Below are 23,569 nucleotides of genomic sequence, written 5' to 3'. Positions count from 1 at the left end.
TTGATTCGGCGTTTTCGCGAGGTACTGTGGCCAGTGTCACGACCCAGAGGCGTCAGCGCTGCCGTCCCGCGGACCACCCCACACCAGTGATCCGGAGCCGGACATGAGCCCCACCCCCACCACGAAGCTGCACCGAGTCGTCGCCGACGTCACCGAGCGCATCGCGGCCCGCAGTGCCGCGACCCGCGCCGCCTACCTCGACCGCGTGGCCGCGGCCCACGAAGAAGGCCCGGTCCGCCGCGGTCTCGCGTGCAGCAACCTCGCCCACGGCTTCGCCGCGATGGACGGCGTCGACAAGGAAGCGCTGCGCGCGGCGCGCGCCCCCGGCGTCGCGATCGTCTCCTCCTACAACGACATGCTGTCGGCGCACCAGCCGATGCAGGAGTACCCGGCGTGGCTGAAGAAGTCGGTGCGCGGCGCGGGCGGTGTCGCCCAGTTCGCCGGCGGCGTGCCCGCGATGTGCGACGGCATCACGCAGGGCCGCGCGGGCATGGAGCTGTCCCTGTTCAGCCGCGAGGTCATCGCGATGTCGACGGCGATCGCGCTCTCCCACGACATGTTCGACGCCGCGCTGCTGCTGGGCGTCTGCGACAAGATCGTGCCCGGCCTGCTGATCGGCGCCCTCTCGTTCGGGCACCTCCCGGCGATCCTGGTCCCCGCCGGGCCGATGAACTCCGGCCTGCCGAACAAGGAGAAGGCCCGCGTCCGGCAGCTCTACGCCGAGGGTCTCGCGACCCGCGAAGACCTCCTCGACGCCGAGGCGGCGTCCTACCACTCGGCCGGCACCTGCACGTTCTACGGCACGGCCAACTCCAACCAGATGGTCGTCGAGGTGATGGGCCTGCACCTGCCGGGCGCGAGCTTCGTCCAGCCCGGTTCGGCGTTGCGCCGGGCGCTGACCGAAGAAGCGGGCCGCCGGGTCGTCGCGCTGTCCCGCGGCGAGGAGTACACGCCGGTCGCGCGGATCCTCGACGAGAAGGCGTTCGTCAACGGCATCGTCGCGCTGCTCGCCACCGGCGGCTCGACCAACCACACGATGCACCTGGTCGCGATCGCCGCGGCCGCGGGCATCCAGCTGACCTGGGACGACTTCTCCGACCTCTCGGCCGTCGTGCCGCTGCTGGCGCGGGTCTACCCGAACGGCAGCGCCGACATCAACCACTTCCACGCCGCCGGCGGCATCCAGTTCCTGGTCGGCACGCTGCTCGACGCCGGGCTGCTGCACGAGGACGTGCACACGGTCGCCGGGTTCGGGCTGCACCGCTACCGGGCCGAGCCGATCCTGTCCGACGGCGAGCTGGTCTGGCGCGACGTCCCCACCCGCAGCCTCGACGAGGACGTGCTGCGCCCGGTCTGGCGCCCCTTCGCCGCGGACGGCGGGCTGCGGATGGTCGAGGGCAACCTCGGGCGCGGGGTGGTCAAGGTGTCGGCGGTGGCGCCCGAGCACCGGGTCGTCCAGGCGCCGGCGCGGGTGTTCACCACCCAGGAGGGGTTCAAGGCCGCGTTCGAGGCCGGCGAGCTGGACCGCGACGTCGTCGTGGTGCTCCGGCAGCAGGGCCCGCGGGCCAACGGCATGCCGGAGCTGCACGGCCTCACCCCGGCGCTGGGCGTGCTGATGGACCGCGGGTACGCCGTGGCGTTGCTCACCGACGGCCGCATGTCCGGCGCGTCGGGCAAGATCCCGGCGGCCATCCAGGTGACGCCGGAAGCCGCGGCGGGCGGCCCGATCGCGCGCATCGCCGACGGCGACGTCGTGCGGCTCGACGCGACCGCGGGCAGCCTCGACGTGCTCGTCGGTGACGAAGAACTCGCCCGCCGTGAACTTGTGGACTCGCCGCCGTCCGAAGCATCCTGGACCGGCACCGGCCGAGAGCTGTTCGCCGCGTTGCGCCGGGCGGTCGGCCCCGCCGACCAGGGCGCATCGGTGTTCGGCGGTTTGACCCCGGAGCACCTCGGCGCCCTTTCGGGGGTCCAGGGGGGCTTGCCCCCCGGCCGGGGTCTGGGGCTTGGCCCCAGAGAACACGGAACGCCCGCTTTCACAACCCAGGAGGTCGGTCAGTGACCACCGGTCAGGACCTGCTCGAGCTGTCCCCCGTGATGCCCGTCGTGGTGATCGACGACGCCGACGACGCGGTGCCCACGGCCCGGGCCCTGCTCGCCGGCGGGATCGGGGTCATCGAGCTGACCCTGCGCACCCCGGCGGCGCTGTCCGCGATCGAGCGCGTCGCCACCGAGGTGCCGGACATCGTCATCGGCGCCGGCACCATCACCGCGGCCGACCACGCGAAGCAGGCGGCCGACGCGGGGGCCAAGTTCCTCGTGACGCCGGGCTGCACCGACGCGGTCGTCGACGCGTGCTTCGAGACCGGGCTGCCGTTCCTGCCCGGCGCGAGCACCGTGTCCGAGGCGATGCGGCTGGCCGAACGCGGGCTCACGGCGATGAAGTTCTTCCCGGCCGAGGCGTCCGGAGGAGTCGCGTACCTGAAGTCGATCGCGGGCCCGTTGCCGTCGTTGAAGTTCTGCCCGACGGGCGGGATCACGGTCGCGTCGGCGCCGTCGTACCTGGCACTGCCGAACGTCGGCTGCATCGGCGGTTCCTGGCTGACGGCGTCGCTCGATCCCGCCACGATCGAGAAGCTGGCCGCGGAAGCCGCGCAGCTGTAGCGGAGATCACCCCGCGTCGTCGCCACGCCCGAACGGCGGAATTGGCGTCCGCATTCCGGGAGCACCGTTCCAGGTTTCTGGAACGGTGCTCCGAGCGGGTGTGGTGGCGGTCATGATTCCCGCTGAATGGAGCAATTGCGGCCTCGGTGGGTGATTTACCGGCCTGTTATCGTTTCCCCTCGCTGTTTCGAGCGAGGAGATCCGGTGTCCCTGACCGATGTGGTCGCCCCCAGTCCCGCCCCGAGAACGTCGCCGCACTCGTCGGTGAACGTCTTTCGCTGTCCGCCCTCCACCAGCTGGGCGGCACCCTCGGTGGCTATTCCTTCGTCAAGGTGGTGGTCGACCGCGAAAACGCGGTGATCCACTTCCTGAACGACGCCCGCCATTCCTTTCACGCGATCTATATCGGGGAAGAGATCCTCGGCGTGCCCGGAGAACGGGTGCGCGCGGAGATCGATTCCTACAACCAGGACTTCTACCACGCACCGGACCGCCGGTTCCTGCTCGGCATTCTCGCCCGCCACCCGCAGCTGCTTTCGCTGGAGACGGTCGAGGTCGACACGATGCCGGCCGCGCTGATCCGCGAGTTCCACACGTTCGTCGCGCGGTACGTCGACCCGGCGCTGCCACTGGTGTTCAAGCCGGCCAACCAGCTGCAGGAGCGGATCGTCCGAGAGATCCCGCCCGGCGAGCTGCCGCGGGTGTTCGCGCACGAGCTGTTCTCGACGGCGCCGTTCGTCCCGCTGAACCCCGGCACCGCGACGGGCCGGCTGCGCGCGTTCCGCACCGAGGCCGAGTACCGCGCCGCGACGCTGGAGTGGTCGGACATCATCGTGATGGACCGCGTCCCCGACGACATCCCCCGGCTGTCGGGCATCGTCAACGCCCGCCACACGACGCCGTTGTCGCACACCAACGTCCTGGCCACCGGCTGGCAGATCCCGAACGCCGTGCAGGTCGGCGCCCTGGCCGACATCGAGCGGCGCGGGCTCGACGGCAAGTGGGTCGAGTACACAGTGGACGCTCAAGGGCTCTCGCTGCGGGAGGTCCCCGAGCCCGCCTCGGCCGCGCCGCCGAAGTGGTACGCCCAGCGCGTCAAGCTGGAAGAGCCGGAGTCCGAGCACAGCCCGATCGTCAACCTGGAGCGGCTGCGCGCGACCGACCGCTACCGGTACGGGACGAAGGCGGCCAACCTCGGCGAGCTGTACCACGTGCTGGCGCACGGTTCGCAGCGGTTGCTGGGCTTCTACCAGGTGCCGCGCCCGCCGCGGGAGAACCTGCTGCCGTACCTGGCCCGGCTGCTGGACGTCCCTCTTGACGCCGACTTGGGCGCCGCGGCCCGGCGGCTGCTCGACGAGCGCGTCCGCGTGCCCCGCGGGATCGCGTTGCCGTTCTCGCTGCAGCGGCGGTTCCTCGAGTCGTCACCGCGGATCCAGCAGGCCATCGGCAAGCTGAAGCTGGCCCTGGAGCTGGACGCCCGCGAGATCGAGCCGCTGTGCGTCGAGCTGCAGGGCCTGATCCGGTCGGCGCGGATGCCGGGCGCGCTCGCCGGGGAGATCGACTCCGCGCTGGTGTCGCAGCTGGCCGGGGTGCGGTCGTTCGTCGTGCGCAGCTCGTCGAACGCCGAAGACCTGGCCGGGTTCTCGGCGGCCGGGATCTACGAGTCGCTCAACCACGTCACCACGGCCGAGCGGATCTTCGCCAGCGTCAAGGAAGTGTGGGCGTCGCTGGTGTCGGTGCGCAGCGTCCGGCTGCGGCACCAGGCCGGGATCTCCCTCGACGAGTGCTACATGGGCGTGGTGATCCAGGAGCAGGTCGCGGCCGACTTCGGCGGCGTGCTGGTGACGACGAACCCGATGAACCGCGCGGACTTCCGCACGGTGTACGTCAACGTGTCGCCGCGCGTGACCGACGTCGTCGAGGGCTCGGCGCTGCCGATGCAGTACCTGTACTCGACGGTCGAGGGCGGCGGCCGCACGGTGTCGCTCGGCGACGCGACGTCGGACCTCGACCCGCGGGCCCACGACCAGCTGCAGCGGCTCGCGATCGCCGGCCGCCTGCTGCAGGGGCACTTCTCGCCCGACTACACGTTCGACTCGCCGGTGGACATCGAGTGGCTCGCCGACGGTGAGCACCTGCACCTCGTGCAGCTGCGTCCGTATTCCGTTTGAGTTCAGGAGAAATCGTCATGCTGGGCCTTCGCCTGCCCGCGAACCCCGCCGTCGGGCGCACCGTCCGGCTGACCTACGGGTTCCAGTTCTTCTTCGGCCTGCTGCTGTGGGTGCCGGTGTTCTACCAGTACCAGAAGCTCGTCGGCCTGTCCGACGGCGAGATCTTCGGCATCCAGAGCATCTACTACGTCGTGTTCTGCCTGCTGGAGATCCCGACCGGGATGCTCGCCGACCGGTTCGACTACCGCACCTCGCTCGCGGCGGGCGCGGGCGTGCTCGTGGCGGCGAACCTGGTGCCGGTGTTCCTCGGCTCGTACACCGGCTTCCTGGTGCACTTCATCCTGATCGCCCTGGCGCGGTCGCTGGTGTCCGGTGCGCAGAGTGCGTACCTGTACGAGTACCTGCACGCGTCGGGCGCCGGTGAGCACTACCTCCGGGTGGAAGGCGTCGGCCGCGCGTACAGCCTGGTCGGCAAGATCGTGTACTGGCCGGTGATCGGCTTGCTGATGGCGTGGAACCTCCCGTCGCCGTACTGGTTGACGGCGATCAACGCCGGCGTGGCCCTGGTGTTCGCACTGAAGCTGCCACCGATCCTCGGCGGCCGCCGGGTGACGGGCAAGACGGCATCGCTGGTGGCCGGTGTCGGCGGCGCGCTGTCGGCGTTGCGGTCGTCTCGGTGGCTGGTGTTGCTGATGGTGCAGGGCATCGCGATGTTCACGCTGGTCCGCATCTGCCAGGTGAACCTGTTCCAGCCGATCCTGGAGTCGAAGTCGCTGTCGGTGAGCTGGTACGGAGCGGTGCTGGCGGCCATGACGGTGTTCGAGGCACTGGGCGCGGCCCGCCCGCACCGCCTCCGCCGCGCGATCGGCCCGGTGGGATCGGTGTTCACGTTGACGATCGTGATGGCGCTGTGCCTCGGCGTGGTCGTGTTCGTGGGCGCGTTTCCGACGGTGGTCCTGTTGTGCGTGTTCGCGGTGGCGACGGGAATCTCGTTCCCGGTGCAGAAGCAGCTGCTGAACGATTCGATCCCGGACTCCCGCTACCGCGCGACGCTCCTGTCGATGGAGTCCATTGTGGACCGTGCGGTGTGCGCCCTGGTGGCGGTGGCACTGGGCGCGTACCTGGCGGCCGGGCGGCTCGACGAGTTCCTGGTGCTCTCGGCGGTGGTGACGTGCGCGGTGATGGGGTTGCTGGCAGTGCTGCTGCTGGCGGTCCGCAAGCACCGCTCGGACCGCAGGGTGCCGGCAGTTCGCCGCGGCGACCAGGAGCCGGCGTGCGAGGCAGCGTCGGCCAGCCCTGGGCTTGCCGGTTCCACCACGCTCAGCGGCTCGGCGGAGTTGGAAGGCCGGTTCCCCGGCTCGCAACTCCGGTCACGAGAGGTAGACCAGGTCGGCAACTAGCCCGCCTGGCACTCGCTGGCTTGCGAAGTCCGGCCGAAGCCGCGCCGGCCACCGCCCGCCCGGCGCAACTTCCTCACGGCCGCAACATCCGGTCGACGACCACCATCCGGCCGACCCGGCCTTCGCCACGCCCGCAGCGCCTCGCGCCGGCCATCGTCCGACCGGCGCGGCCTTCCCCACGCCACAAGCTCCCCGCGCCACCACCTCTTGCCCAGCGCGGCTTCCCCACACCCACAGCACCCGGTCGCGGACCACCGTCCGGCCGACCCGGCCTTCTCACACTCCCACCCCGCAGCGCCCGCTCACCAGCCAACGCCCGCCCGGGGCGGCCTCTTCCCACACCCGCACCGGCAGCGCCCGCTCACCGGCCACCGCCCGGCCGCCCCGGCCTCCCGCGCGGTGCCCAGCCGCGCGGGTCAGTCGATGACCGCGTCATCAAGGAGGGTGGACTCCGCGCCGTACTCGCGGAGTTCCTCCCTGATCACCGTGTACGCCAGCCCCTGCGGGTAGCCCTTGCGGGCGAGGAAGCCGAGCAGCCGCCGCAGCGCCGTCTGTTCGTCGACGTTGCCGAGGGACCCGAGGCGCTTGCGGACCAGTTCCCTGGCCATCTGCTCCTCGGATTCGCGGTCGACCTCCTCCGCCGCCTGCGCGGCGACCTCACCGTCGACGCCCTTGCGCCGCAGTTCGGCCACCAGCGCGGTGCGGGACAGGCCTTGGTTCGCGTGGCGGGACTTCACCCACAGCTGGGCGAATTCCTCGTCGTTGACCAGCCCTGCCCGGTCGAGCTTGCCGAGCAGGGTTTCGCTCGTCTCCTCGTCGAACCCCTTGCGGTGCAACGCCTGCCGCAACTCTTCCTGAGTCCGCGGACGAGCGGCCAGGAGATCGAAGCAGATCTCCTTGGCCTTCTTGTACCGCTCCTCGGGAGGCAGCTCGGCCGGCGGGACCTTGGGCGCCCTCGCCACCTACGTCACTCCTCAGAAGTCGACCGGCGCCGGGACCGCTTCGACGGCGTCCGCGTCGAGCTGCGGGCCGATGCCGAGCTTCTCCTTGATCCGCTTCTCGATCTCGTTGGCGATGTCCGGGTTGTCGCGCAGGAACCGGCGCGCGTTCTCCTTGCCCTGGCCGAGCTGGTCGCCTTCGTAGGTGTACCAGGCACCGGACTTGCGCAGGATGGACTGGTCGACACCCATGTCGATCAGCGAGCCCTCGCGGGAGATGCCCTGGCCGTACAGGATGTCGAACTCGGCCTGCTTGAAGGGCGGGGCCACCTTGTTCTTGACGACCTTGACGCGGGTCCGGTTGCCGACCGCCTCGCCGGCGTCCTTCATCGTCTCGATGCGGCGCACGTCCAGGCGGACCGACGCGTAGAACTTCAGCGCCTTACCACCGGTGGTCGTCTCCGGGGAGCCGAACATGACGCCGACCTTCTCGCGGAGCTGGTTGATGAAGATCGCCGTGGTGCCCGAGTTGGACAGCGCACCGGTGATCTTCCGCAGCGCCTGGCTCATCAGGCGGGCCTGGAGGCCGACGTGCGAGTCGCCCATCTCGCCCTCGATTTCGGCGCGCGGCACGAGCGCGGCCACGGAGTCGATGACGAGGATGTCGAGCGCGCCGGAGCGGATCAGCATGTCCGCGATCTCGAGCGCCTGCTCACCGGTGTCCGGCTGGGACACGAGCAGCGCGTCGGTGTCGACGCCCAGGTTCTTCGCGTACTCCGGGTCGAGCGCGTGCTCCGCGTCGATGAACGCCGCGATGCCGCCGGCGCGCTGGGCGTTCGCCACCGCGTGCAGGGCGACCGTCGTCTTACCGGAGGATTCCGGGCCGTAGATCTCGACGACCCGGCCGCGGGGCAGCCCGCCGATGCCGAGCGCGACGTCGAGGGCGATCGACCCGGTGGGGATCACGGCGATGGGCGGCCGGGTGTCCTCGCCGAGGCGCATCACCGAGCCCTTGCCGTACTGCTTGTCGATCTGCGCGAGCGCGAGCTCGAGCGCCTTGTCCTTGTCGGGTGCTGCAGGCATGGAAGTCCACCTCGCTGGTCGAAGCCCCGGCTCTCCGGGGGCTCTGTGTCGGTTCTTCAGCTGTCCGGTCCGACGCTAGCGGCGGGGACCGACAATTCCAGGCGCGGCGCCCAATCTGTGGATCGCTGGACCCGATGTGGACAACACCATAGACGAACACCTGTTCGAGGTCGGCAGCGACACACCCTTGCGCTAGGATTTTTCGCCCACCCTGGTCGGACGCCCGGGGAAACACCCAGGTCAGCGCCGTTCGCGGGGGACGTCGAAGGCGTCGCAGACCTCTCGCCAGATGTCCTTGGCCGGGATTCCCGCGGTCAGCGCCTGGTCGACGGTGCGGCCGCCGAGCCCGCTGAGCACGTGGTCCCTGGCCAGTACCTGGGCCCGCCCGGGGCCGAACTCCTCGGCCATCAGCCGCCGGAAAACCGTGATCCGCATCGAACCCACTCTAACCGGCGGGCGCGAACGGTCCGTTCGCGCCGTCTACTCCCCCGGCTGGACGCTCGCCTCGAAGTAGTCGGCCAGCGTGCCCGGGGTGGTCGCCTCGGCCTGGTCGGCCGAATTCAGCTGGTAGATGAACCCCACCAGCGGCCGGTCCGACACCGTGAACACGAGCACCGCCGACGTCCGGCCCGCGGCCGACGAGTAGTGCCCCTTGAGCCCGTTGCCGCCCCAGTCGGCCTCGGTGCGGTCGCCGCCCGCGGAGGCGAGCAGGCCGTCGGTGTACTGCTTGAGCGTGTCGGCGTTGTCGCCCTGGACGTAGGTCACCTGCGTGCCCGCCCGGCCCGGCGCGGAGCAGGTCGAGGACACGCCGAGGCTCTTCGCCGGCGCCGCCGGGCCGTTGCCCATGCCCGGCTTGCAGTCGCCGGTGTCGGCGATCTTCCCGGCGAGCTGGCGCAGGCAGCCGGTGAGGCCCCTGGCGTCGGCCCGCCCCGGCGTCCGGCACTGGTCGGCCGTGTAGGTCGTCGCCGAGGACGATGACGTCAGGAAGTAGGTCAGCCCCGCCGCGAGCACCACGACGAGCGCGGCCGCGATCCCGATGAGCAGCTTCTTCTTCCCGCCGGGCTTCGGTTCCGGCTTCTCCGCGGCAGCGGGCGAGTACGCGGGGAAGTTCGACGGCACCGGTTGCGGCCCGCTGGGCGGGAAGTTCGCCGGCGCGTACCCCGGGTACTGCGGCGGAGGCGGCGGGGGCGCGTACTGCGGGCGGGGCGGGGCACCCGCGGCCACCGCTCCTTCGACGTTCTGCGTCCGCGCGCCCATGCCGTCGCGCGCGACGTGCTGGGCACCGAGCGCGACGGCGGTCTCCGGCTGGTCGAGGCTGCCCGGCACGACGCCGAGCTTCTCCGCGATCATCGTGCCGACCAGCGGCAGCCTGCTCGACCCGCCGACGAGGTAGATGCCGGCCAGCCGGTCCGGGGTCAGCCCGGACGAGCGCAGCGTCCGCGAAAGCAGTTCGACGCTGCGCAGCATCGCCGGCCGGACCAGGCCTTCCAGCTCGCCGCGCGTGACGAGGACGTCCTTGAACGGCTCGGGCATCGGCACCTCGGTCTGCGGGTGCCGCGACAGCGCCTCCTTGGCCGCCTTGACGTCCTCCTGCAGCGCGCGCCGGGTGCGCCGGTCGCCGGTGGACTCGGGCCGCAGGAGCCGTTGCCAGCGCTGCGGGTCCGAGTGCGAGACCTCACGCCCGACGTGCACCATCAGCGCCTGGTCGACGTCGAGGCCGCCGAGGTCGGGCAGGCCGTCCTCGGCGAGCACCGTGAACCCGTTCTGCGTGGCGCCGACGACGGCGACGTCGAAGGTGCCCGCCCCGAGGTCGTAGACGGCGAGCGCCTGGCCGGGCGCCAGCGACTTGCCGGGGAACGACGCGAAGTGCGCGGCCGCGGCGACCGGTTCGGGCACCAGCAGGATGTTCTGGCCCATGCCGGCGAGCCGGGCGGCGGACATCAGCACGTTGCGGCGGGTCTGGCCCCACTGCGCGGGGTGAGTCAGCCGGACCTCGTCGGGCTGCTCGCCGCCGAGCTGGCGGGAGGTTTCTTCGAGGACGCGGCGCAGGATCGCGGCCAGCGCGTCGGTCACCGGGACGACGTCGGTGCCGAGCAGCAGGGTCTGCTCGTCGATGCGGCGCTTGGGGTTCGGCTCGAAGCGCGTGGGGTCGAGGCGGGCGCGGCGCTCGGCGTCGCGGCCGACCATGATCGTGCCCTCTTCGGTGGCGAACACGGCCGACGGCATGTTGGCCGAGCCGTCGACCTCGACGACCCGGGGCGGCCTGCCGTGCGCCGACAGGACGGCGACGGTGTTGGACGTCCCGAGGTCCACGGACAGGATCCGCACAGCACTCCCCTTCGCGAAACACGCCGTGACGGCGTTCGCGGTGATGCTGCCATGCGCGCGGTCACCGTGCGTGCGGACCCGCGAAAGTCACCGCCGCTTGACGGAGAGGTGGATCACGGTGCACGATAGTTGCGCAGTTCGGTCATCCGAGTTGCACGAACTGCGCAAAGGAGCGGGTGATGCCGAAGCTGCTCGTCCTCGGGGACGACCTGACCGGCAGCAACGCAACCGGAGCGCTGTACGCCCGCTTCGGGCTGCGCGCCGTTTCCGTCAACGCGCCGCTCGAACCGGGCGCGCCCTGCCTCCGCGCGGAGAGCGGGATCGACGCGCTGGTGGTCAACCTGGGTACCCGGCACGCCTCGCCACCACACGCCGCGCAGGCGGTCCGCGAGGCGGTCGAGCTGGCCGGGCCCGTCGAGCTCACGGTGAAGCGCGTGGACACGACCCTGCGCGGCAACGTCGGCGTGGAGACCGAAGCCGTCCTGGCCACGGCGCCGGAAGCCCGCGCCCTCGTCGTGCCCGCGTTCCCGGACGCCGGCCGCGTCACCCTCGGCGGCCTGCACCTCGTCGACGGAGTGCCGCTGGCGGAAAGCCCGGCCGCCCGCGACCCCCTCGCGCCGGTCAGGACGTCGCGGGTCCGCACGCTCCTGCGGCCCACCGACCGGGAGATCGCCGAGCTGCCGCTGGACGTCGTCGAGGACGGGGTGGAGGCGGTCGTGGCCGCGCTGCGCCGCCCGGCGGGGATCGTCGTCTGCGACGCCACGACGAACCGGCACCTCACCACCGTCGCCAAGGCCGCCGCCCGCCTGGCGGCCGAAGGCACGCGCTGGATCTCCGTGGACTCCGGGCCGTTCGGGGTCCGGCTGGCGGCCGCGCTGGGCCTCGCACCCGGCCACGGCACCGTCCCGCCGGTGCTCGCGGTGATCGGCAGCATCACGGGGCAGACCAGGGACCAGGTCCTGGAAACCGAGCTGGTGCTGGACGCGCGCTACGTCGACGTCGACCCGGAACACCCCGATCCACCGTCGATCGCCGCCGCGGCGGGCGAGCTTCTCGACGCCGGGCACCGGGTGGTGGGTATCCGGACCCGGGCGCCCACGCCGGGCGCCCCGATCGACGCCGGCGTCGCGGCGCGGATCCCGCCCGCCCTGGGCGAAGCGACCCGGCTCGTGCTCGGCGCGCACCGGATCGGCGGGCTCTACGCCACCGGCGGCGACATCGCCGTCGAGGTCACGAAAGCGCTGGAAGCCGACGGCTTCGAGATCGACACCGAAGTGCTGCCGCTGGCGGTCGCCGGGCGGCTCTCCGGCGGCCCGCACGCCGGGCTGCCCTTCGCCACGAAGGGCGGGCTGATCGGCGGCCGGGACGCCGCCGTCGCCTGCCTGGAGCACCTGAACCACGTCCTGGCCACCGGAAGGAAGAACCCGTGAGCGACCTCCCGATCCTCGCCGTCACCCTCGGCGACCCCGTCGGCATCGGCCCGGAGATCACCCTGAAGACCCTCCTCGAACCCGAGGCGCTGCAGCTGGCCCGCGGGGTCGCGGTCGGCGACGCGGTCGTGCTCGAGCGCGTCGCCCGGCACCTGGGCCTGCACGTCGAGATCAACCCGATCGCCACGGTCGCCGACGCGCGCTTCACCACCGGCGTGGTCGACGTCCTCAACCTCGGCGTCGTCACCGAAGACCTGCCGTGGGGCGAGGTCAACGCGACCGCGGGCGCCGCGGCCGTCGGCGCGATCGAGGTCGCCACCCGGCTCGCACTGGCCGGCGAGGTCGACGCGGTCGTGACCGCGCCGATCAACAAGGAGGCGATCTGGGCGGCGGGGTCCCGGCACCTCGGGCACACCGAGATGCTCGGGGAGCTGACCGGGTCGACGAGGTTCAACACGATGTTCTGGGTGTCCGGGCTGAAGATCTTCTTCGCCACCCGTCACCTCTCCCTGCGCGAGGCGATCAATCAGATCACGCGGGAGAACATCGAACACGCGATCCGCGAGGCCTACACCGCGCTGGAGGTCTTCGGCACGGAGAAACCGAGACTCGCGGTGGCGGCGCTGAACCCGCACGGCGGGGAGAACGGCAAGTTCGGCGACGAAGAGATCGTGGCGATCGCCCCGGCGGTCGCGGCCGCGCGGGCGGCCGGGCTCGACGTCGTCGGCCCGATCCCCGCGGATTCCGTGTTCCACCAAGGGATCCAGGGCCGGTTCGACGGCGTGCTCTCGCTCTACCACGACCAGGGGCACATCGCGTCGAAGACGTACGACTTCGACGGCACGGTCTCGGTGACGGTCGGCCTGCCGATCCTGCGCACCTCGGTCGACCACGGCACGGCGTTCGACATCGCCGGCACCGGCCGCGCGTCGCACGGCACGATGCGTGCCGCGTTCAAGGCCGCGGCCACGCTGGCGCCGTACGCGCGGAAACTGCCCGCCAGCTACCCACCGAGCGTCCGATGATCCCCCGCAAGCGCTGGGCGTACGTGATCCCGGTCGCGGTGGTCATGTACATGCTGGCCTACCTCGACCGCACGAACGTCGCGGTGATCCTGCCCTACATCGGCGACGACTTCCCGTTGTCCGCCAGCGCGAAGGGCCTGGCGAGCGGCATCTTCTTCGTCGGCTACCTCGTGCTGCAGATCCCGGCCGCGGTGCTGGCGGCCAAGTGGAGCGCCCGCAAGACCGTGCTGATCCTGATGGTCGCGTGGGCGTTCGCGGCCGTCCTCTGCGGTCTCGTGCGGAACGAAACGCAGCTGCACCTGGCGCGGCTGCTGCTCGGGCTGTTCGAGGGCGGCGTCTGGCCGGCGGTGCTGATCCTGCTGGCCTCCTGGTTCCCGCAGGCCGAACGGGCCCGGGCGAACGCGCTGTGGATGACGTGCCTGCCGATCTCCGCGATCGTCATGTCCCCGCTGTCCGGGCTGATGCTCGACCACATGTCCTGGCGCTGGGTGTTCGTCATCCAGGGCCTGCCGCCGCTGCTGTGGGCGATCGTCTGGTGGTTCGCGGTGGCCGACCGGCCGGCGAAGGCCCGCTGGATCTCCGCCGAGGAGCGCGAACACCTCGAAACCACCCTGCGCGCCGAGGAGGAGGCGAAGCCCGCGTTCGTCAAGCAGGGGTACCGGCAGGCACTGGCGAACCGGCAGGTGCTGCTGCTGATCGGCGTCTACTTCTTCTGGATCACCGGCTTCTACGGCTTCAGCCTGTGGCTGCCGTCGGTCGTGAAGACGATGACCGGCGGCTCGGCCACCGCCGTCGGGTTCCTGTCGGCCGTGCCGTACGTGCTCGCGCTGGCCGGGATGGTCGCGTGCGCGCACTGGTCGGACCGCACCGGCAACCGGCGGCTCGCCGTCGCCGTGCCGCTGGTCGTGGCCATCGCCGGGCTGCTGCTCGGCAACCTCGTGCACTGGCCGGCGTGGGTGCAGCTGGTGCTGCTCTGCGTCGTCGCGACCGGCGTCTACATGCCGTACGGGCCGTTCTGGGCCGTCCCCAGCCGCATCCTCGGCATCGAGGTCGTGGCCGTGGCGATGGGCCTGATCAACGCGCTGGGCAACCTCGGCGGGTTCGCCGGGCCCTACCTGGTCGGCTGGCTCACCGACGTCACCGGCAGCGCGACCACCGGGTTCGTCGTGCTGGCCGCGTTCCTCGCCGTGGCCGCCGCGCTGGCGTTCTTCGGACTGAAACCGGCCGTCGTGGAAGACTCGGCGCATGTCCCAGCCGCGACCAGGAACCCGTGACCGGCGCGCGATGCTGCTCGAAGCCGTCCGCGACGGCTCGGGCGGCATCGCGGAGCTGGCCGAGGAGTTCGGCGTCTCGGAGTCGACGATCCGCCGCGACCTCGCCTCCCTCGCCGGGGCCGGGCACGTCGTCCGCACCTACGGTGGCGCGCTCGACACCGAACGCAGCCCGCGCGAGAAGGACCGCGAGAACGCGGCGGCGAAGGACGCCATCGCCCGGCAAGCCGCCGCGCTGGTGCGCGACGGCGAAGTAGTGCTGCTCGACGCCGGCACGACCACCGGCAGGCTCGCCCGCCACCTCGCCCACCGCGAGGGGCTGACCGTGGTGACCAACGGCGTCACCGCCATCCGCGAGCTGGCCGGCTTCTCCGGGATCGACCTGATCGTCCTCGGCGGCCGGCTGCGGCACCCCAACGAGGCCATCCTCGGCGAGAGCGTGCTCGCCCAGCTGCGGCACATCTCACCCGATCGGGTGTTCCTGGGCGCGGACGGCCTGGTGCCGGGGCGCGGGCTGTGCTGCCCGTCACTGGAGCAGTCGGTGGTCAAGCACGCGATGCTGCACGCGGGCGGCGAGGCGTACGTGCTGGCCGACCACTCCAAGCTGGACCAGGCCCCTTTTTCCTACTGGACACCGCTCGACCGCGAGTACCGGCTGATCACCGACGAGCCGACGATCGACGCCGTGTACCCGGCGTTCGCCGAGAGCGTGATCCTCGCGAGCGGATCCGAAACTGTCGGTGGTGCCGCGCATCATGGACGACGTGGCAGTTGACGTGCTCGACCTCTTCTCCCCCGCGACCCGGGACTGGTTCGCGGGGGCCTTCGCCGCGCCCACCGCGGCCCAGGAAGGCGCCTGGCGGGCGGCGCACGCGGGCGAGCACGCCCTCGTCGTGGCGCCGACCGGGTCCGGCAAGACCCTGTCCGCGTTCCTCTGGGCGCTGGACCGGCTTTCGGTGGAACCGCCGCCGGCGGAGGCCACCAAGCGCTGCCGGATCCTCTACGTCTCGCCGCTGAAGGCCCTCGCGGTCGACGTCCAGCGGAACCTGCGCGCCCCGCTCGCCGGCATCTCGCAAGCCAGCAGGCGGCTCGGGCTGCCGGTGCCCGAGATCGAAGTCGGCATGCGCACCGGCGACACCACCGCGGCCGAGCGCCGCTCCTTCACCAGAACCCCGCCGGACGTGCTGGTGACCACGCCGGAGTCGCTGTTCCTGATCCTCACGTCGTCGGCGCGGGAGTCGCTGCGCGGCGTCGAGACCGTGATCGTCGACGAGGTGCACGCGGTCGCCGGCGGAAAGCGCGGCGCGCACCTGGCGTTGTCGCTGGAGCGGCTGGACTCGCTGCTGCCGAAGCCGGCGCAGCGGATCGGTCTCTCGGCGACGGTCCGCCCGATCGACGAGGTGAGCGCCTTCCTGGCCGGCGGCCGCCCGGTGCGGGTGGTCCAGCCGAAGCTGGCGAAGACCATCGAAGTCCGCGTCGAGGTCCCGGTCGAGGACATGGGCAACCTCGACGCCCCGCGCGGCGGCCCGGCGCCGAGCCCGCTCGACGCGCTGGAGTCCCTGGAGTCGCTGACCGAGGCGTTCCCGCCCGGCGACATCGCCCCGGGTGGGCTGGGCACGCTGGAGGAGATGGCGGGTAACCCGGTCCAGCGGCCGTCGATCTGGCCGGCCGTCGAAGAGCGCGTGCTGAGCCTGATCCAGGCCCACCGGTCGACGATCGTGTTCGCCAACTCGCGCCGGCTCACCGAGCGGATGACGGCCCGGCTCAACGAACTGGCCGCCGAGCAGACCGAGCTCACGCCCGCCGACGCCTTCCCGGCCGAGGCCGTGGGCCAGTCCGGGGTGAGCACCGGCGCGCCGCCGGTGATCGCCCGGGCGCACCACGGGTCGATGTCGCGGGAGCAGCGCACCCACGTCGAGGAGGACCTCAAGTCGGGGCGGCTGCCGTGCGTGGTGGCGACGTCGTCGCTCGAACTGGGCATCGACATGGGCGCGGTCGACCTGGTGGTCCAGATCGAGGCGCCGCCGACGGTGGCGTCCGGCCTGCAGCGCGTCGGCCGCGCCGGGCACCAGGTCGGTGCGGTGTCGTCCGGCGTGATGTTCCCCAAGTTCCGCGGCGACCTCGTCTCCTGCGCGGTGGTCGCCGAACGGATGGCGAGCGGCGCGATCGAGGCCGTCCGCTACCCGCGCAACCCGCTGGACGTCTTGGCGCAGCACGTCGTCGCGATGGTGGCGCTGGAGCCGTGGACGGTGCCGGACCTCGCGGCGCTGGTGCGGCGGGCGGCGCCGTTCGCGTCGCTGCCGGACGACGCGCTGCACGCGGTGCTCGACATGCTCGCCGGCCGTTACCCCAGCGAGGAGTTCGGCGAGCTGCGGGCGCGGATCACCTGGGACCGCATCAGTGGCGAGCTGCGCGGGCGCCCCGGCTCGCAGCGCCTGGCCGTCACGTCGGGCGGCACGATCCCGGACCGCGGCCTGTTCACCGTCATGACGCCGGGCGGGGACGACAAGCCCGGCTCGCGCGTCGGCGAGTTCGACGAAGAGATGGTGTACGAGTCGCGCGTCGGCGACACCATCCTGCTCGGCACGTCGTCGTGGCGGATCACCGACATCACGCACGACCGGGTCATCGTGGTGCCCGCGCCGGGCGAGCCGGCGCGGATGCCGTTCTGGAAGGGTGACGCGCCGGGCCGTCCGCTGGAACTGGGCCGGGCGCTGGGGAAGTTCGTCCGCGAACTGTCCACATCGGACGAAGAGAAGGCGCGCGAGCGGGCCGCGGCGGCGGGACTGGACGAGCGGGCGTGCGACAACCTGCTGAACTACCTGGCCGAGCAGAAGTCCGCGACCCGGCACGTGCCGAACGACCGGACGATCCTCCTGGAGCGCTACCGCGACGAGCTGGGCGACTGGCGGATCGTCGTGCACTCGCCGTTCGGCGCGCAGGTGAACGCGCCGTGGGCGCTCGCGATCGCCGCGCGGCTGCGCGAGAACCGCGGGGTCGACGCGCAGGTGGCGCACTCCGACGACGGCATCGTCCTGCGGCTGCCCGACGCCCTCGACGCCGAGGGCGCGGACGTCACGATCGGCGCGGACGACATCCTGCTCGATCCCGAAGAGGTCGAGCAGCTGATCGTCGCGGAGGTCGGCGGTTCGGCCGTGTTCGCGGCGCGGTTCCGGGAGTGCGCGGCGCGGTCGCTGCTGCTGCCGCGCCGGGATCCCCGGCGCCGCACTCCCCTGTGGCAGCAACGGCAACGCGCGTCGCAGCTGCTGTCGGTCGCTGCGAAGTACGAGCGGTTCCCGGTCGTGCTGGAGGCGATGCGCGAGGTCCTGCAGGACGTCTACGACGTGGGCGGCCTGCGCGAGCTGATGACCGACGTGCGGGCCCGCAAGGTCCGGCTCGTCGAGGTCGAGACGCCGGCCGCGTCACCGTTCGCGCGCAGCCTGCTCTTCGGCTACGTCGGGATGTTCCTGTACGAGACCGACGCACCGCTGGCCGAGCGGCGGGCGGCGGCGCTGTCGCTGGATTCGGCGCTGCTGGCCGAGCTCCTCGGCACCGAGGCGATCCGAGAACTGCTGGACCCCGAGGCCGTCGCCGAGGTGACCCGGTCGCTGCAGCGGCTCGACCCCGACCGGCACGCGCGCTCGGCGGAGGACGCCGCCGACCTGCTGCGGTTCCTCGGCGACCTGACCGTCGAGGAAGCCGCGGAGCGCGGGATCCGGGCGGAGTGGCTCACCGAGCTGGAGGCGGCGCGGCGGGCGATCCGGGTGCGGATCGGCGGCACCGAACGGTTCCTGGCGATCGAGGACTCCGGCCGGGTCCGCGACGCGCTGGGTACCGCGCTGCCGGTCGGCGTGCCCGAGGCGTTCACCGAACCGGTCGCGGACCCGCTCGGCGACCTGCTGTCGCGCTACGCCCGCAGCCGGGGGCCGTTCGCCGCGGCGGACGTGGCTAAGCGGTTCGGGCTCGGCCTGGCCGTCGTCACCGGGGTCCTCGACCGGATGACCGGCGAAGGTCGCCTGGTGCGCGGCGAACTGAGCCCGGTCGGGCACCCCGATACCCACGGCGTGGGTGTCGAGTACTGCGATTCCGCGGTGTTGCGGCGGCTGCGGCGGGCGTCGCTGGCCAAGCTGCGGGCCGAGGTGGAGCCGGTCGAACCGGCGGCGCTGGGCCGGTTCCTGCCGGCGTGGCACGGGTTCGGCGGCCGCGTCCGGGCGGCGCCGACGGCGGACGACGTGCTGTCGGTGGTCGAGCAGCTGGCCGGGGCGCCGTTGCCGGCGAGCGCGGTGGAGTCGCTGATCCTGCCCGGGCGGCTGCCGGGCTACTCCCCAGCGCTGCTGGACGAGCTGACCACGGCGGGCGAGGTCACGTGGGCAGGCTGTGGCGCGTTGTCCGGTGGGGACGGCTGGATCGCCCTCGCGCCGACCGATGTCGCCGACCTGCTGCTGCCGGAAGTCGTCGAAGACATCCCGACCGGCCCGCTGCACAACGCTCTCCTGTCCACTTTGGAGGGTGGCGCGTTGTTCTTCCGCCAGCTGGTGGACCGCGCGACCGTGCTGGTGGACAAGGCGCCGAACGACGCCGAAGTCGTGGCCGCGCTGTGGGACCTGGTGTGGGCCGGGCTGGTCACCGGCGACACGCTCGGGCCGCTACGGGCCCAGGTGGCCGGGCACGGCGCGCACAAGCCACGGCGCCAGGCCCCCCGTGGCCGGTACGCGCGGCTGCGGGCCGGGCGGCCGCAGATGCCGTCGCGGTCGGGGCCGCCGACCGTCGCCGGCCGCTGGGCGCTGACGCCGAACCGCGAGACCGACGCGACCCGCCGCGCCCACGCGCGCACGGAGGCGTTCCTGGAACGCCACGGCGTCCTGACCCGCGGCGCGCTCGACACCGAACGCGTCACGGGCGGGTTCTCCGGGATCTACAAGGTGCTGCGCGGCATGGAGGACACCGGCCAGGTGATCCGCGGCTACGTCGTCGAAGGGCTGGGCGCGGCCCAGTTCGCGGCGAAGGGTGCGGTCGACCGGCTGCGCGCGCTGTCGGGTCCCGGCCGCCCGGCGCCCGGCCGCGCGGTGGTGCTGGCGGCGGCGGACCCGGCCCAGCCGTACGGCGCGGCGCTGCCCTGGCCGGCGGCGACGGGCGACACGAAACACCGTCCGGCCCGCAAGGCCGGCGCGCTGGCGGTGCTGGTGGACGGCGTGCCGGCGCTGTACGTCGAGCGAGGAGGCAAGTCACTGCTGAGTTTCACGGAGGAGCGGCAACCGCTGGTGGACGCGGCGCAGGCGTTGTCGGCGGCGGTGCGGGAGGGCTGGCTGGGCCAGCTGTCGGTCCAGCGCGCGGACGGCGAGCAGGCCCTGACGTCGGAGCTGGCGGAGGTGCTGAGGGAGGCGGGTTTCCGGGCCACGCCGTCCGGTCTGCGCCTGCGGGCCTAAGCTGCCGGTTCGACACCGCACGAAGGATGTTCTGCTCATGGCGATGCGCGAACTGCGCTATTTCGGCGACCCGATCCTCAAGTCCGTCTGCGATCCGGTCACCGTGTTCGACGAAAAGCTCGAAGCGCTCGTGCGCGACCTGGTCGACTCGGTGAAACCCGCCGGACGCGCCGGGCTGGCGGCACCGCAGATCGGCGTCGGGCTGCGCATCTTCAGCTACGACGTCGCCGGGCTCACGGGGTACGTGATCAACCCGGAGATCGTCGAGCTGTCCGAGGAGACGCACGAGATCAACGAGGGCTGCCTGTCGGTCCCGGAGCTGTGGTTCCCCACGAAGAGGGCGATGCACGCGAAGGTCCGCGGCGTCGACATCCACAACGAGCCGATCGAGGTCGAGGGCGAAGACGTGCTGGCCCAGTGCCTTCAGCACGAAACCGACCACCTCGACGGCATCCTCTACCTGGACCGCCTGACGGCCGACCGCAAGAAGACGGCGCTACGCGAAGCACGCGACAAAGACTGGTTCTGGAAGCGCTGACCAGCTGAGCCGGCGCCGGCGGACGCGGATCGGCCGGGCCACCGCGGCTCTCGCGGGTCGCTGCCCGCGCGACCGGCCCTCAGTCGCGCAGGAACATCCGCAGCTGGGTGCTCTCCTCGGCCGAGCGTTCCGCGCGCAGGCCCGCGCGGGCCGCCGTGCGGGGCAGCACGTCGTCGCCGGACAGGCAGTCCGCTCGCAGCTCCGTGATCCCCTGGGCCTCCGCGAGCACCGCCAGGCGGGACAGCAGCTCCGTGCCGATGCCCTGGCGCTGCCAGTCGTCCTCCACCAGCAGCGAGATCTCCGCGCCGCCGGAAGCCGACGGGATCAGCTGGGCCAGCCCGATCACCTCGCGGCCGAACACCGCCAGCACGCTCGTGCCGCGCGGCGGCACCAGCAACCGGTGCAGCCAGCGGCGCGGGACCGTGCGGACGCCCGTGTGGTAGCGCCGGAAGAGCGTCGCCGTCGAGCAGCGGCGGTGCAGTTCGGACACCGCCTCCGCGTCGGCCGGGACGCCCTTGCGCAGGACGATCGCCGCGCCGTCCGGGCGGTTGAGCACCACCGGGCCCGCGACGTTGCGGGCGGCCGCGCCCAGCAACGTCACCAGCGCTTCGGCGCGGGTGAGTTCCAGCTGCACGAACGGCGCCCAGCGGCGCCGCGCCACCAGCGCGTCCCCGCCCAGCGCGAACACCGCGCGGTGCCCGCTTTCGGTGCGGCCCGGGTTCGCCTCGGCCGCGGGGACGCGCGTGACCACGTCCGCGGCCAGCACGTCCTTCAGCACCTCGGCGAGCCGGGCGGGGTCGTCGATCGCGCGCCGGGCCGCGAGCAGCGTCGACGACGACGGGTCGACCAGCTCGTGGACGTCGGCGTCGATGATCGCCGTGCACTCGCAGCCCTCGGCGCGGATGGCGTCGACGAGGTGCCGCCGGGGCAGGCCGGTCGCCGGGCGCAGGACGATCTCGTCGAGCACACCGCCGGGCACGGGCAGCACGGTCAGGCCGAGGATGTTGCACTCGAGATCGGCGAGCCGGATCGCGATGCGGGCCAGGGTGCCGGGGTGGTCGTGCATCCGGATCCGCACCCGCCACGCCGACGGCGCACCCGCCGCGTCGACGTCGGCCGCCGGACCGAGCTGGGGCAACGCTCTGGAGGTCTCCATGACTCCACGGTCCCCCGCGTGTGTTGCCGCTCCGGGACGCGGGTGTTTCGCGCAGATCAGCGTTCGGGACGGCTCGGCAACGCGGGCGAAACGCCTCAGCGCGGTGTCAGCACGCAGAACTCGTTGCCTTCCGGGTCCATCAGCACGCGCCACGGCAGGTCCGGGCCGCCGAGGTCGGCGGGTGCCGCACCCGCGGCCACCACCTCGGCCACCGACTCGCCGTGGTCGGCGCCCGCCGGAGGCGCGACATCGAGGTGCAGCCGGTTCTTGACCCGCTTCACGTCGCCGTTGCGGAGGAACTCCAGCCACGGCCCGCGACCCGACGGCGCACGCAGCCCGACCAGGGCGTCGCCCTCGCGAGCACTGATCGGCCAACCCGTCAGCCGGGTCCAGAAGCCGGCCAGGCTTTCCGGGTTGTGGGCGTCGACCACGATCGACGCGACCGCGCCCGCTCCGGCGTACCGGTCGCGTGGCTCGAGGACGCAGAACTCGTTGCCCTCCGGGTCCGCCAGCACGACCCACGGCACGGCGCCCTGCCCGAGGTCGACGCGGCGACCGCCCAGCTCCAGGGCGCGCGCCACCAGCTCGGCCTGGTCCGCGGGCGTCGTGCTCGCCAGGTCCAGGTGGATCCGGTTCTTCACCTCCTTGGGCTCGGGCACCGGGACGAACACGAGGTCCAGGTCCCAGCCGTCGGTCTCCGGGGCGCGCACGTCGACCTCGTCCGGCTCCTCGACGGCGACGCGCCAGCCGAGCAGCGCGGCCCAGAAGTCCGCGAGGACCCTCGGCCGCGCCGCGTCGATCACCAGGTTCACCAGGCGCGTGTTCATGCGCCGCAGGCTAACCGCCACCCCCGACAGTTCCGGTTCGGCTTCCCCACCTACCGGAGTCATCGGGTCGCGAGCCGCAGCAGCGCCCAGAGCTGGGCCGCCTGGTCGTGCACGCCCCGCACGGTCACCGAGGTCAGGGACGACCGGCCCCACAACCACAGGTAGATGCGCTCGGGCTCGGCGGCGGTGACGACGTCGTCCGCGGCCTCGGCCTCCTCGGCCGAGCAGCGCCAGGCCTCCGTCACGTCGGGCCCGGCGCGGGCGATCCAGCTGTGCGCGCCGGTGCGCACGCCGACCGAGCCCGCCTTCGTGCCGGTCAGGCCCAGCATCGGCAGTTTCTGGCCGAACCACAGCGTGAGCGCCTCGTCGATGCCGTCGATCGCGAGGTCTTCGTCGATACCGCGCGGCTCCGCGCCGGCGGCCTGTTCGACGTCGACGCGGTGGACCAGGGTTTCGTGCAGCATCCGGCGTCGCCAGAAGCCGTACGTCGGGTCGGCCGGCCACCAGGTGTCGGCGTGGTCCTCCGGGTCGTGCGCGGCGAGCTCGTCGAGCAGCTCCGTCAGACCCGTTTCCAGGTAGCCGGTCAGGCTCTGGCCCGGTTCGGGGTCGCGCTGCCAGTCTTCCGGGCCGCGGCCGTCGGCCAGCCGGCGCCGGACCATCCGGTAGAGGCTCCCGACGTGCCGGGCGACCTCCCCGATCGACCACCCCGGGCAGGCGGGCACGGGCGCTTCGACCGGCGCCGCCTGGACGGCTTCGGCCAGCACCCGGCCTTCGATTCCCAACGCCGTGAGCAGCCGCCCCTGGTCGACCGGGCCGTGCTCACGCGACATGGGCTTCCCCGGTGATCGGAAGGCCGTGCACGAGACGGCGGACGAGTTCGAGGAACGGAGTGGCAGCACGTACCAGCCCGGCGGCCGACTCGGCGGTGACCTTCCCGGTGATCCCGGCCTGCGCGGCGGCGCGCGCGGCCGAGTTGCTCGCGAAGAAGGCGGACCATTCCCGCAGTTCGGGGGCAACGGAGTCGAGCAGCACCCAGGTGCTGGCCGGCCGAGCACGCCCCCGGTGCGGGCGGCCCCGGGCAGCGAGCACGGCGGCGGCCCCGCGCAGGGCGGCGAGGTAGGCACCGACGAACCGTTCGACGGGATCGGTTTCGCGTTCGGCTTCGGCGAGGCCGCGCCGGGCTTGGGCCAGCAGCCCGGCGGCAACGGGCGGAGCGGGCGGCCGAAGGGACATGGGCAGCTGGGACTGTTCGCGATCAGCATCGGCGGCGGGCGGGCGAAGGGGTAGCTCCGACGGATGCGACGAGGGCTCC

General features: G+C 72.5%; 18 protein-coding genes. 10 read left to right on the top strand and 8 right to left on the bottom strand.

Going from position 1 to position 23,569, the window contains the following annotated elements:
• Positions 1-103 precede the first annotated feature (103 nt).
• From edd to AB0J40_RS00665, 4 genes are all read left to right on the top strand, one after another.
• Positions 104-2,062, top strand: a complete 1,959-nt coding sequence (gene edd, locus AB0J40_RS00680; RefSeq protein WP_364445703.1) for a phosphogluconate dehydratase — start codon at positions 104-106, stop codon at positions 2,060-2,062.
• Positions 2,059-2,664: a bifunctional 4-hydroxy-2-oxoglutarate aldolase/2-dehydro-3-deoxy-phosphogluconate aldolase gene (gene eda / locus AB0J40_RS00675; protein WP_364445701.1), complete on the top strand. Its 606-nt coding sequence runs from the start codon at positions 2,059-2,061 to the stop codon at positions 2,662-2,664. Before edd ends, eda begins: the two co-directional genes overlap by 4 nt.
• 335 nt (positions 2,665-2,999) lie before the next feature.
• On the top strand, positions 3,000-4,835 hold the full coding sequence (locus AB0J40_RS00670) for a PEP/pyruvate-binding domain-containing protein (RefSeq protein ID WP_364445700.1): 1,836 nt from the start codon (positions 3,000-3,002) through the stop codon (positions 4,833-4,835).
• A 17-nt stretch (positions 4,836-4,852) separates the two neighbouring features.
• On the top strand, positions 4,853-6,235 hold the full coding sequence (locus tag AB0J40_RS00665; RefSeq protein WP_364445698.1) for an MFS transporter: 1,383 nt from the start codon (positions 4,853-4,855) through the stop codon (positions 6,233-6,235).
• A gap of 416 nt (positions 6,236-6,651) precedes the next feature.
• On the opposite strand, the gene AB0J40_RS00660 is transcribed toward AB0J40_RS00665, so the two are convergent.
• The 4 genes from AB0J40_RS00660 to AB0J40_RS00645 all read right to left on the bottom strand — a co-directional run bounded on the left by AB0J40_RS00660 (position 6,652) and on the right by AB0J40_RS00645 (position 10,584).
• Positions 6,652-7,197, bottom strand: a complete 546-nt coding sequence (locus AB0J40_RS00660; RefSeq protein WP_364445696.1) for a regulatory protein RecX — start codon at positions 7,195-7,197, stop codon at positions 6,652-6,654.
• Positions 7,198-7,209: 12 nt separating this feature from the next.
• A complete protein-coding gene (gene recA / locus AB0J40_RS00655) occupies positions 7,210-8,256 on the bottom strand; it encodes a recombinase RecA (RefSeq protein WP_364445695.1) in 1,047 nt (348 codons plus the stop codon).
• 240 nt (positions 8,257-8,496) lie between these two features.
• Positions 8,497-8,691 carry a DUF3046 domain-containing protein gene (locus tag AB0J40_RS00650; protein ID WP_364445693.1) on the bottom strand — a complete coding sequence of 65 codons (195 nt, stop codon included), beginning with the start codon at positions 8,689-8,691 and terminating at the stop codon, positions 8,497-8,499.
• Positions 8,692-8,736: 45 nt separating this feature from the next.
• Positions 8,737-10,584, bottom strand: coding sequence for an Hsp70 family protein (locus AB0J40_RS00645; protein ID WP_364445691.1), 1,848 nt, complete (start codon positions 10,582-10,584; stop codon positions 8,737-8,739).
• A gap of 179 nt (positions 10,585-10,763) precedes the next feature.
• Between AB0J40_RS00645 and AB0J40_RS00640 the strand changes: the two genes are divergently transcribed.
• From AB0J40_RS00640 to def, 6 genes are read left to right on the top strand one after another with little or no spacing between them, the layout of a single operon-like run.
• Positions 10,764-12,014, top strand: a complete 1,251-nt coding sequence (locus AB0J40_RS00640; protein WP_364445690.1) for a four-carbon acid sugar kinase family protein — start codon at positions 10,764-10,766, stop codon at positions 12,012-12,014.
• Entirely contained in the window at positions 12,011-13,039 is a 1,029-nt protein-coding gene (gene pdxA, locus AB0J40_RS00635; RefSeq protein ID WP_364445688.1) for a 4-hydroxythreonine-4-phosphate dehydrogenase PdxA, read from the top strand. Before AB0J40_RS00640 ends, pdxA begins: the two co-directional genes overlap by 4 nt.
• The gene (locus tag AB0J40_RS00630; RefSeq protein WP_364445686.1) at positions 13,036-14,313 is read left to right on the top strand and encodes an MFS transporter; all 1,278 of its coding nucleotides are present in this window, start codon (positions 13,036-13,038) and stop codon (positions 14,311-14,313) included. Before pdxA ends, AB0J40_RS00630 begins: the two co-directional genes overlap by 4 nt.
• The gene (locus AB0J40_RS00625) at positions 14,285-15,085 is read left to right on the top strand and encodes a DeoR/GlpR family DNA-binding transcription regulator (RefSeq protein WP_364445684.1); all 801 of its coding nucleotides are present in this window, start codon (positions 14,285-14,287) and stop codon (positions 15,083-15,085) included. Before AB0J40_RS00630 ends, AB0J40_RS00625 begins: the two co-directional genes overlap by 29 nt.
• Entirely contained in the window at positions 15,066-19,736 is a 4,671-nt protein-coding gene (locus tag AB0J40_RS00620) for a DEAD/DEAH box helicase (protein ID WP_364447230.1), read from the top strand. Before AB0J40_RS00625 ends, AB0J40_RS00620 begins: the two co-directional genes overlap by 20 nt.
• Before the next feature lie 37 nt (positions 19,737-19,773).
• Positions 19,774-20,274, top strand: a complete 501-nt coding sequence (gene def / locus AB0J40_RS00615; protein ID WP_364445682.1) for a peptide deformylase — start codon at positions 19,774-19,776, stop codon at positions 20,272-20,274.
• A 79-nt stretch (positions 20,275-20,353) separates the two neighbouring features.
• Here def and AB0J40_RS00610 read toward each other — a convergent pair whose 3' ends face one another.
• The 4 genes from AB0J40_RS00610 to AB0J40_RS00595 form a co-directional block, all read right to left on the bottom strand.
• Positions 20,354-21,340 (bottom strand): GNAT family N-acetyltransferase, encoded by a 987-nt coding sequence (locus AB0J40_RS00610; protein ID WP_364447227.1) that lies wholly within the window; start codon positions 21,338-21,340, stop codon positions 20,354-20,356.
• Positions 21,341-21,525: 185 nt separating this feature from the next.
• Complete coding sequence (locus AB0J40_RS00605; protein ID WP_364445680.1) at positions 21,526-22,257, bottom strand: VOC family protein; 732 nt, start codon at positions 22,255-22,257, stop codon at positions 21,526-21,528.
• Positions 22,258-22,316: 59 nt separating this feature from the next.
• Positions 22,317-23,087: a maleylpyruvate isomerase family mycothiol-dependent enzyme gene (locus AB0J40_RS00600; RefSeq protein WP_364445678.1), complete on the bottom strand. Its 771-nt coding sequence runs from the start codon at positions 23,085-23,087 to the stop codon at positions 22,317-22,319.
• Positions 23,077-23,490 (bottom strand): SAV_6107 family HEPN domain-containing protein, encoded by a 414-nt coding sequence (locus AB0J40_RS00595; RefSeq protein WP_364447225.1) that lies wholly within the window; start codon positions 23,488-23,490, stop codon positions 23,077-23,079. Before AB0J40_RS00595 ends, AB0J40_RS00600 begins: the two co-directional genes overlap by 11 nt.
• Positions 23,491-23,569 lie beyond the last annotated feature (79 nt).

Origin of the sequence: Amycolatopsis sp. NPDC049691 (genome assembly GCF_040675005.1) — a bacterium.
Classification (GTDB): Bacteria; Actinomycetota; Actinomycetes; order Mycobacteriales; family Pseudonocardiaceae; genus Amycolatopsis.
This window is presented reverse-complemented; position numbering and strand designations above follow the sequence as displayed.

Coding starts and splice junctions, on each gene's coding strand:
- edd (WP_364445703.1), top strand. CDS start 104: ATGAGCCCCACCCCCACCACGAAGCTGCACCGAGTCGTCGCCGACGTC.
- AB0J40_RS00665 (WP_364445698.1), top strand. CDS start 4,853: ATGCTGGGCCTTCGCCTGCCCGCGAACCCCGCCGTCGGGCGCACCGTC.
- recA (WP_364445695.1), bottom strand. CDS start 8,256: ATGCCTGCAGCACCCGACAAGGACAAGGCGCTCGAGCTCGCGCTCGCG.
- AB0J40_RS00650 (WP_364445693.1), bottom strand. CDS start 8,691: ATGCGGATCACGGTTTTCCGGCGGCTGATGGCCGAGGAGTTCGGCCCC.
- AB0J40_RS00640 (WP_364445690.1), top strand. CDS start 10,764: ATGCCGAAGCTGCTCGTCCTCGGGGACGACCTGACCGGCAGCAACGCA.
- AB0J40_RS00630 (WP_364445686.1), top strand. CDS start 13,036: ATGATCCCCCGCAAGCGCTGGGCGTACGTGATCCCGGTCGCGGTGGTC.
- AB0J40_RS00625 (WP_364445684.1), top strand. CDS start 14,285: ATGTCCCAGCCGCGACCAGGAACCCGTGACCGGCGCGCGATGCTGCTC.
- AB0J40_RS00620 (WP_364447230.1), top strand. CDS start 15,066: ATGGACGACGTGGCAGTTGACGTGCTCGACCTCTTCTCCCCCGCGACC.
- def (WP_364445682.1), top strand. CDS start 19,774: ATGGCGATGCGCGAACTGCGCTATTTCGGCGACCCGATCCTCAAGTCC.
- AB0J40_RS00610 (WP_364447227.1), bottom strand. CDS start 21,340: ATGCACGACCACCCCGGCACCCTGGCCCGCATCGCGATCCGGCTCGCC.
- AB0J40_RS00605 (WP_364445680.1), bottom strand. CDS start 22,257: ATGAACACGCGCCTGGTGAACCTGGTGATCGACGCGGCGCGGCCGAGG.
- AB0J40_RS00600 (WP_364445678.1), bottom strand. CDS start 23,087: ATGTCGCGTGAGCACGGCCCGGTCGACCAGGGGCGGCTGCTCACGGCG.
- AB0J40_RS00595 (WP_364447225.1), bottom strand. CDS start 23,490: ATGTCCCTTCGGCCGCCCGCTCCGCCCGTTGCCGCCGGGCTGCTGGCC.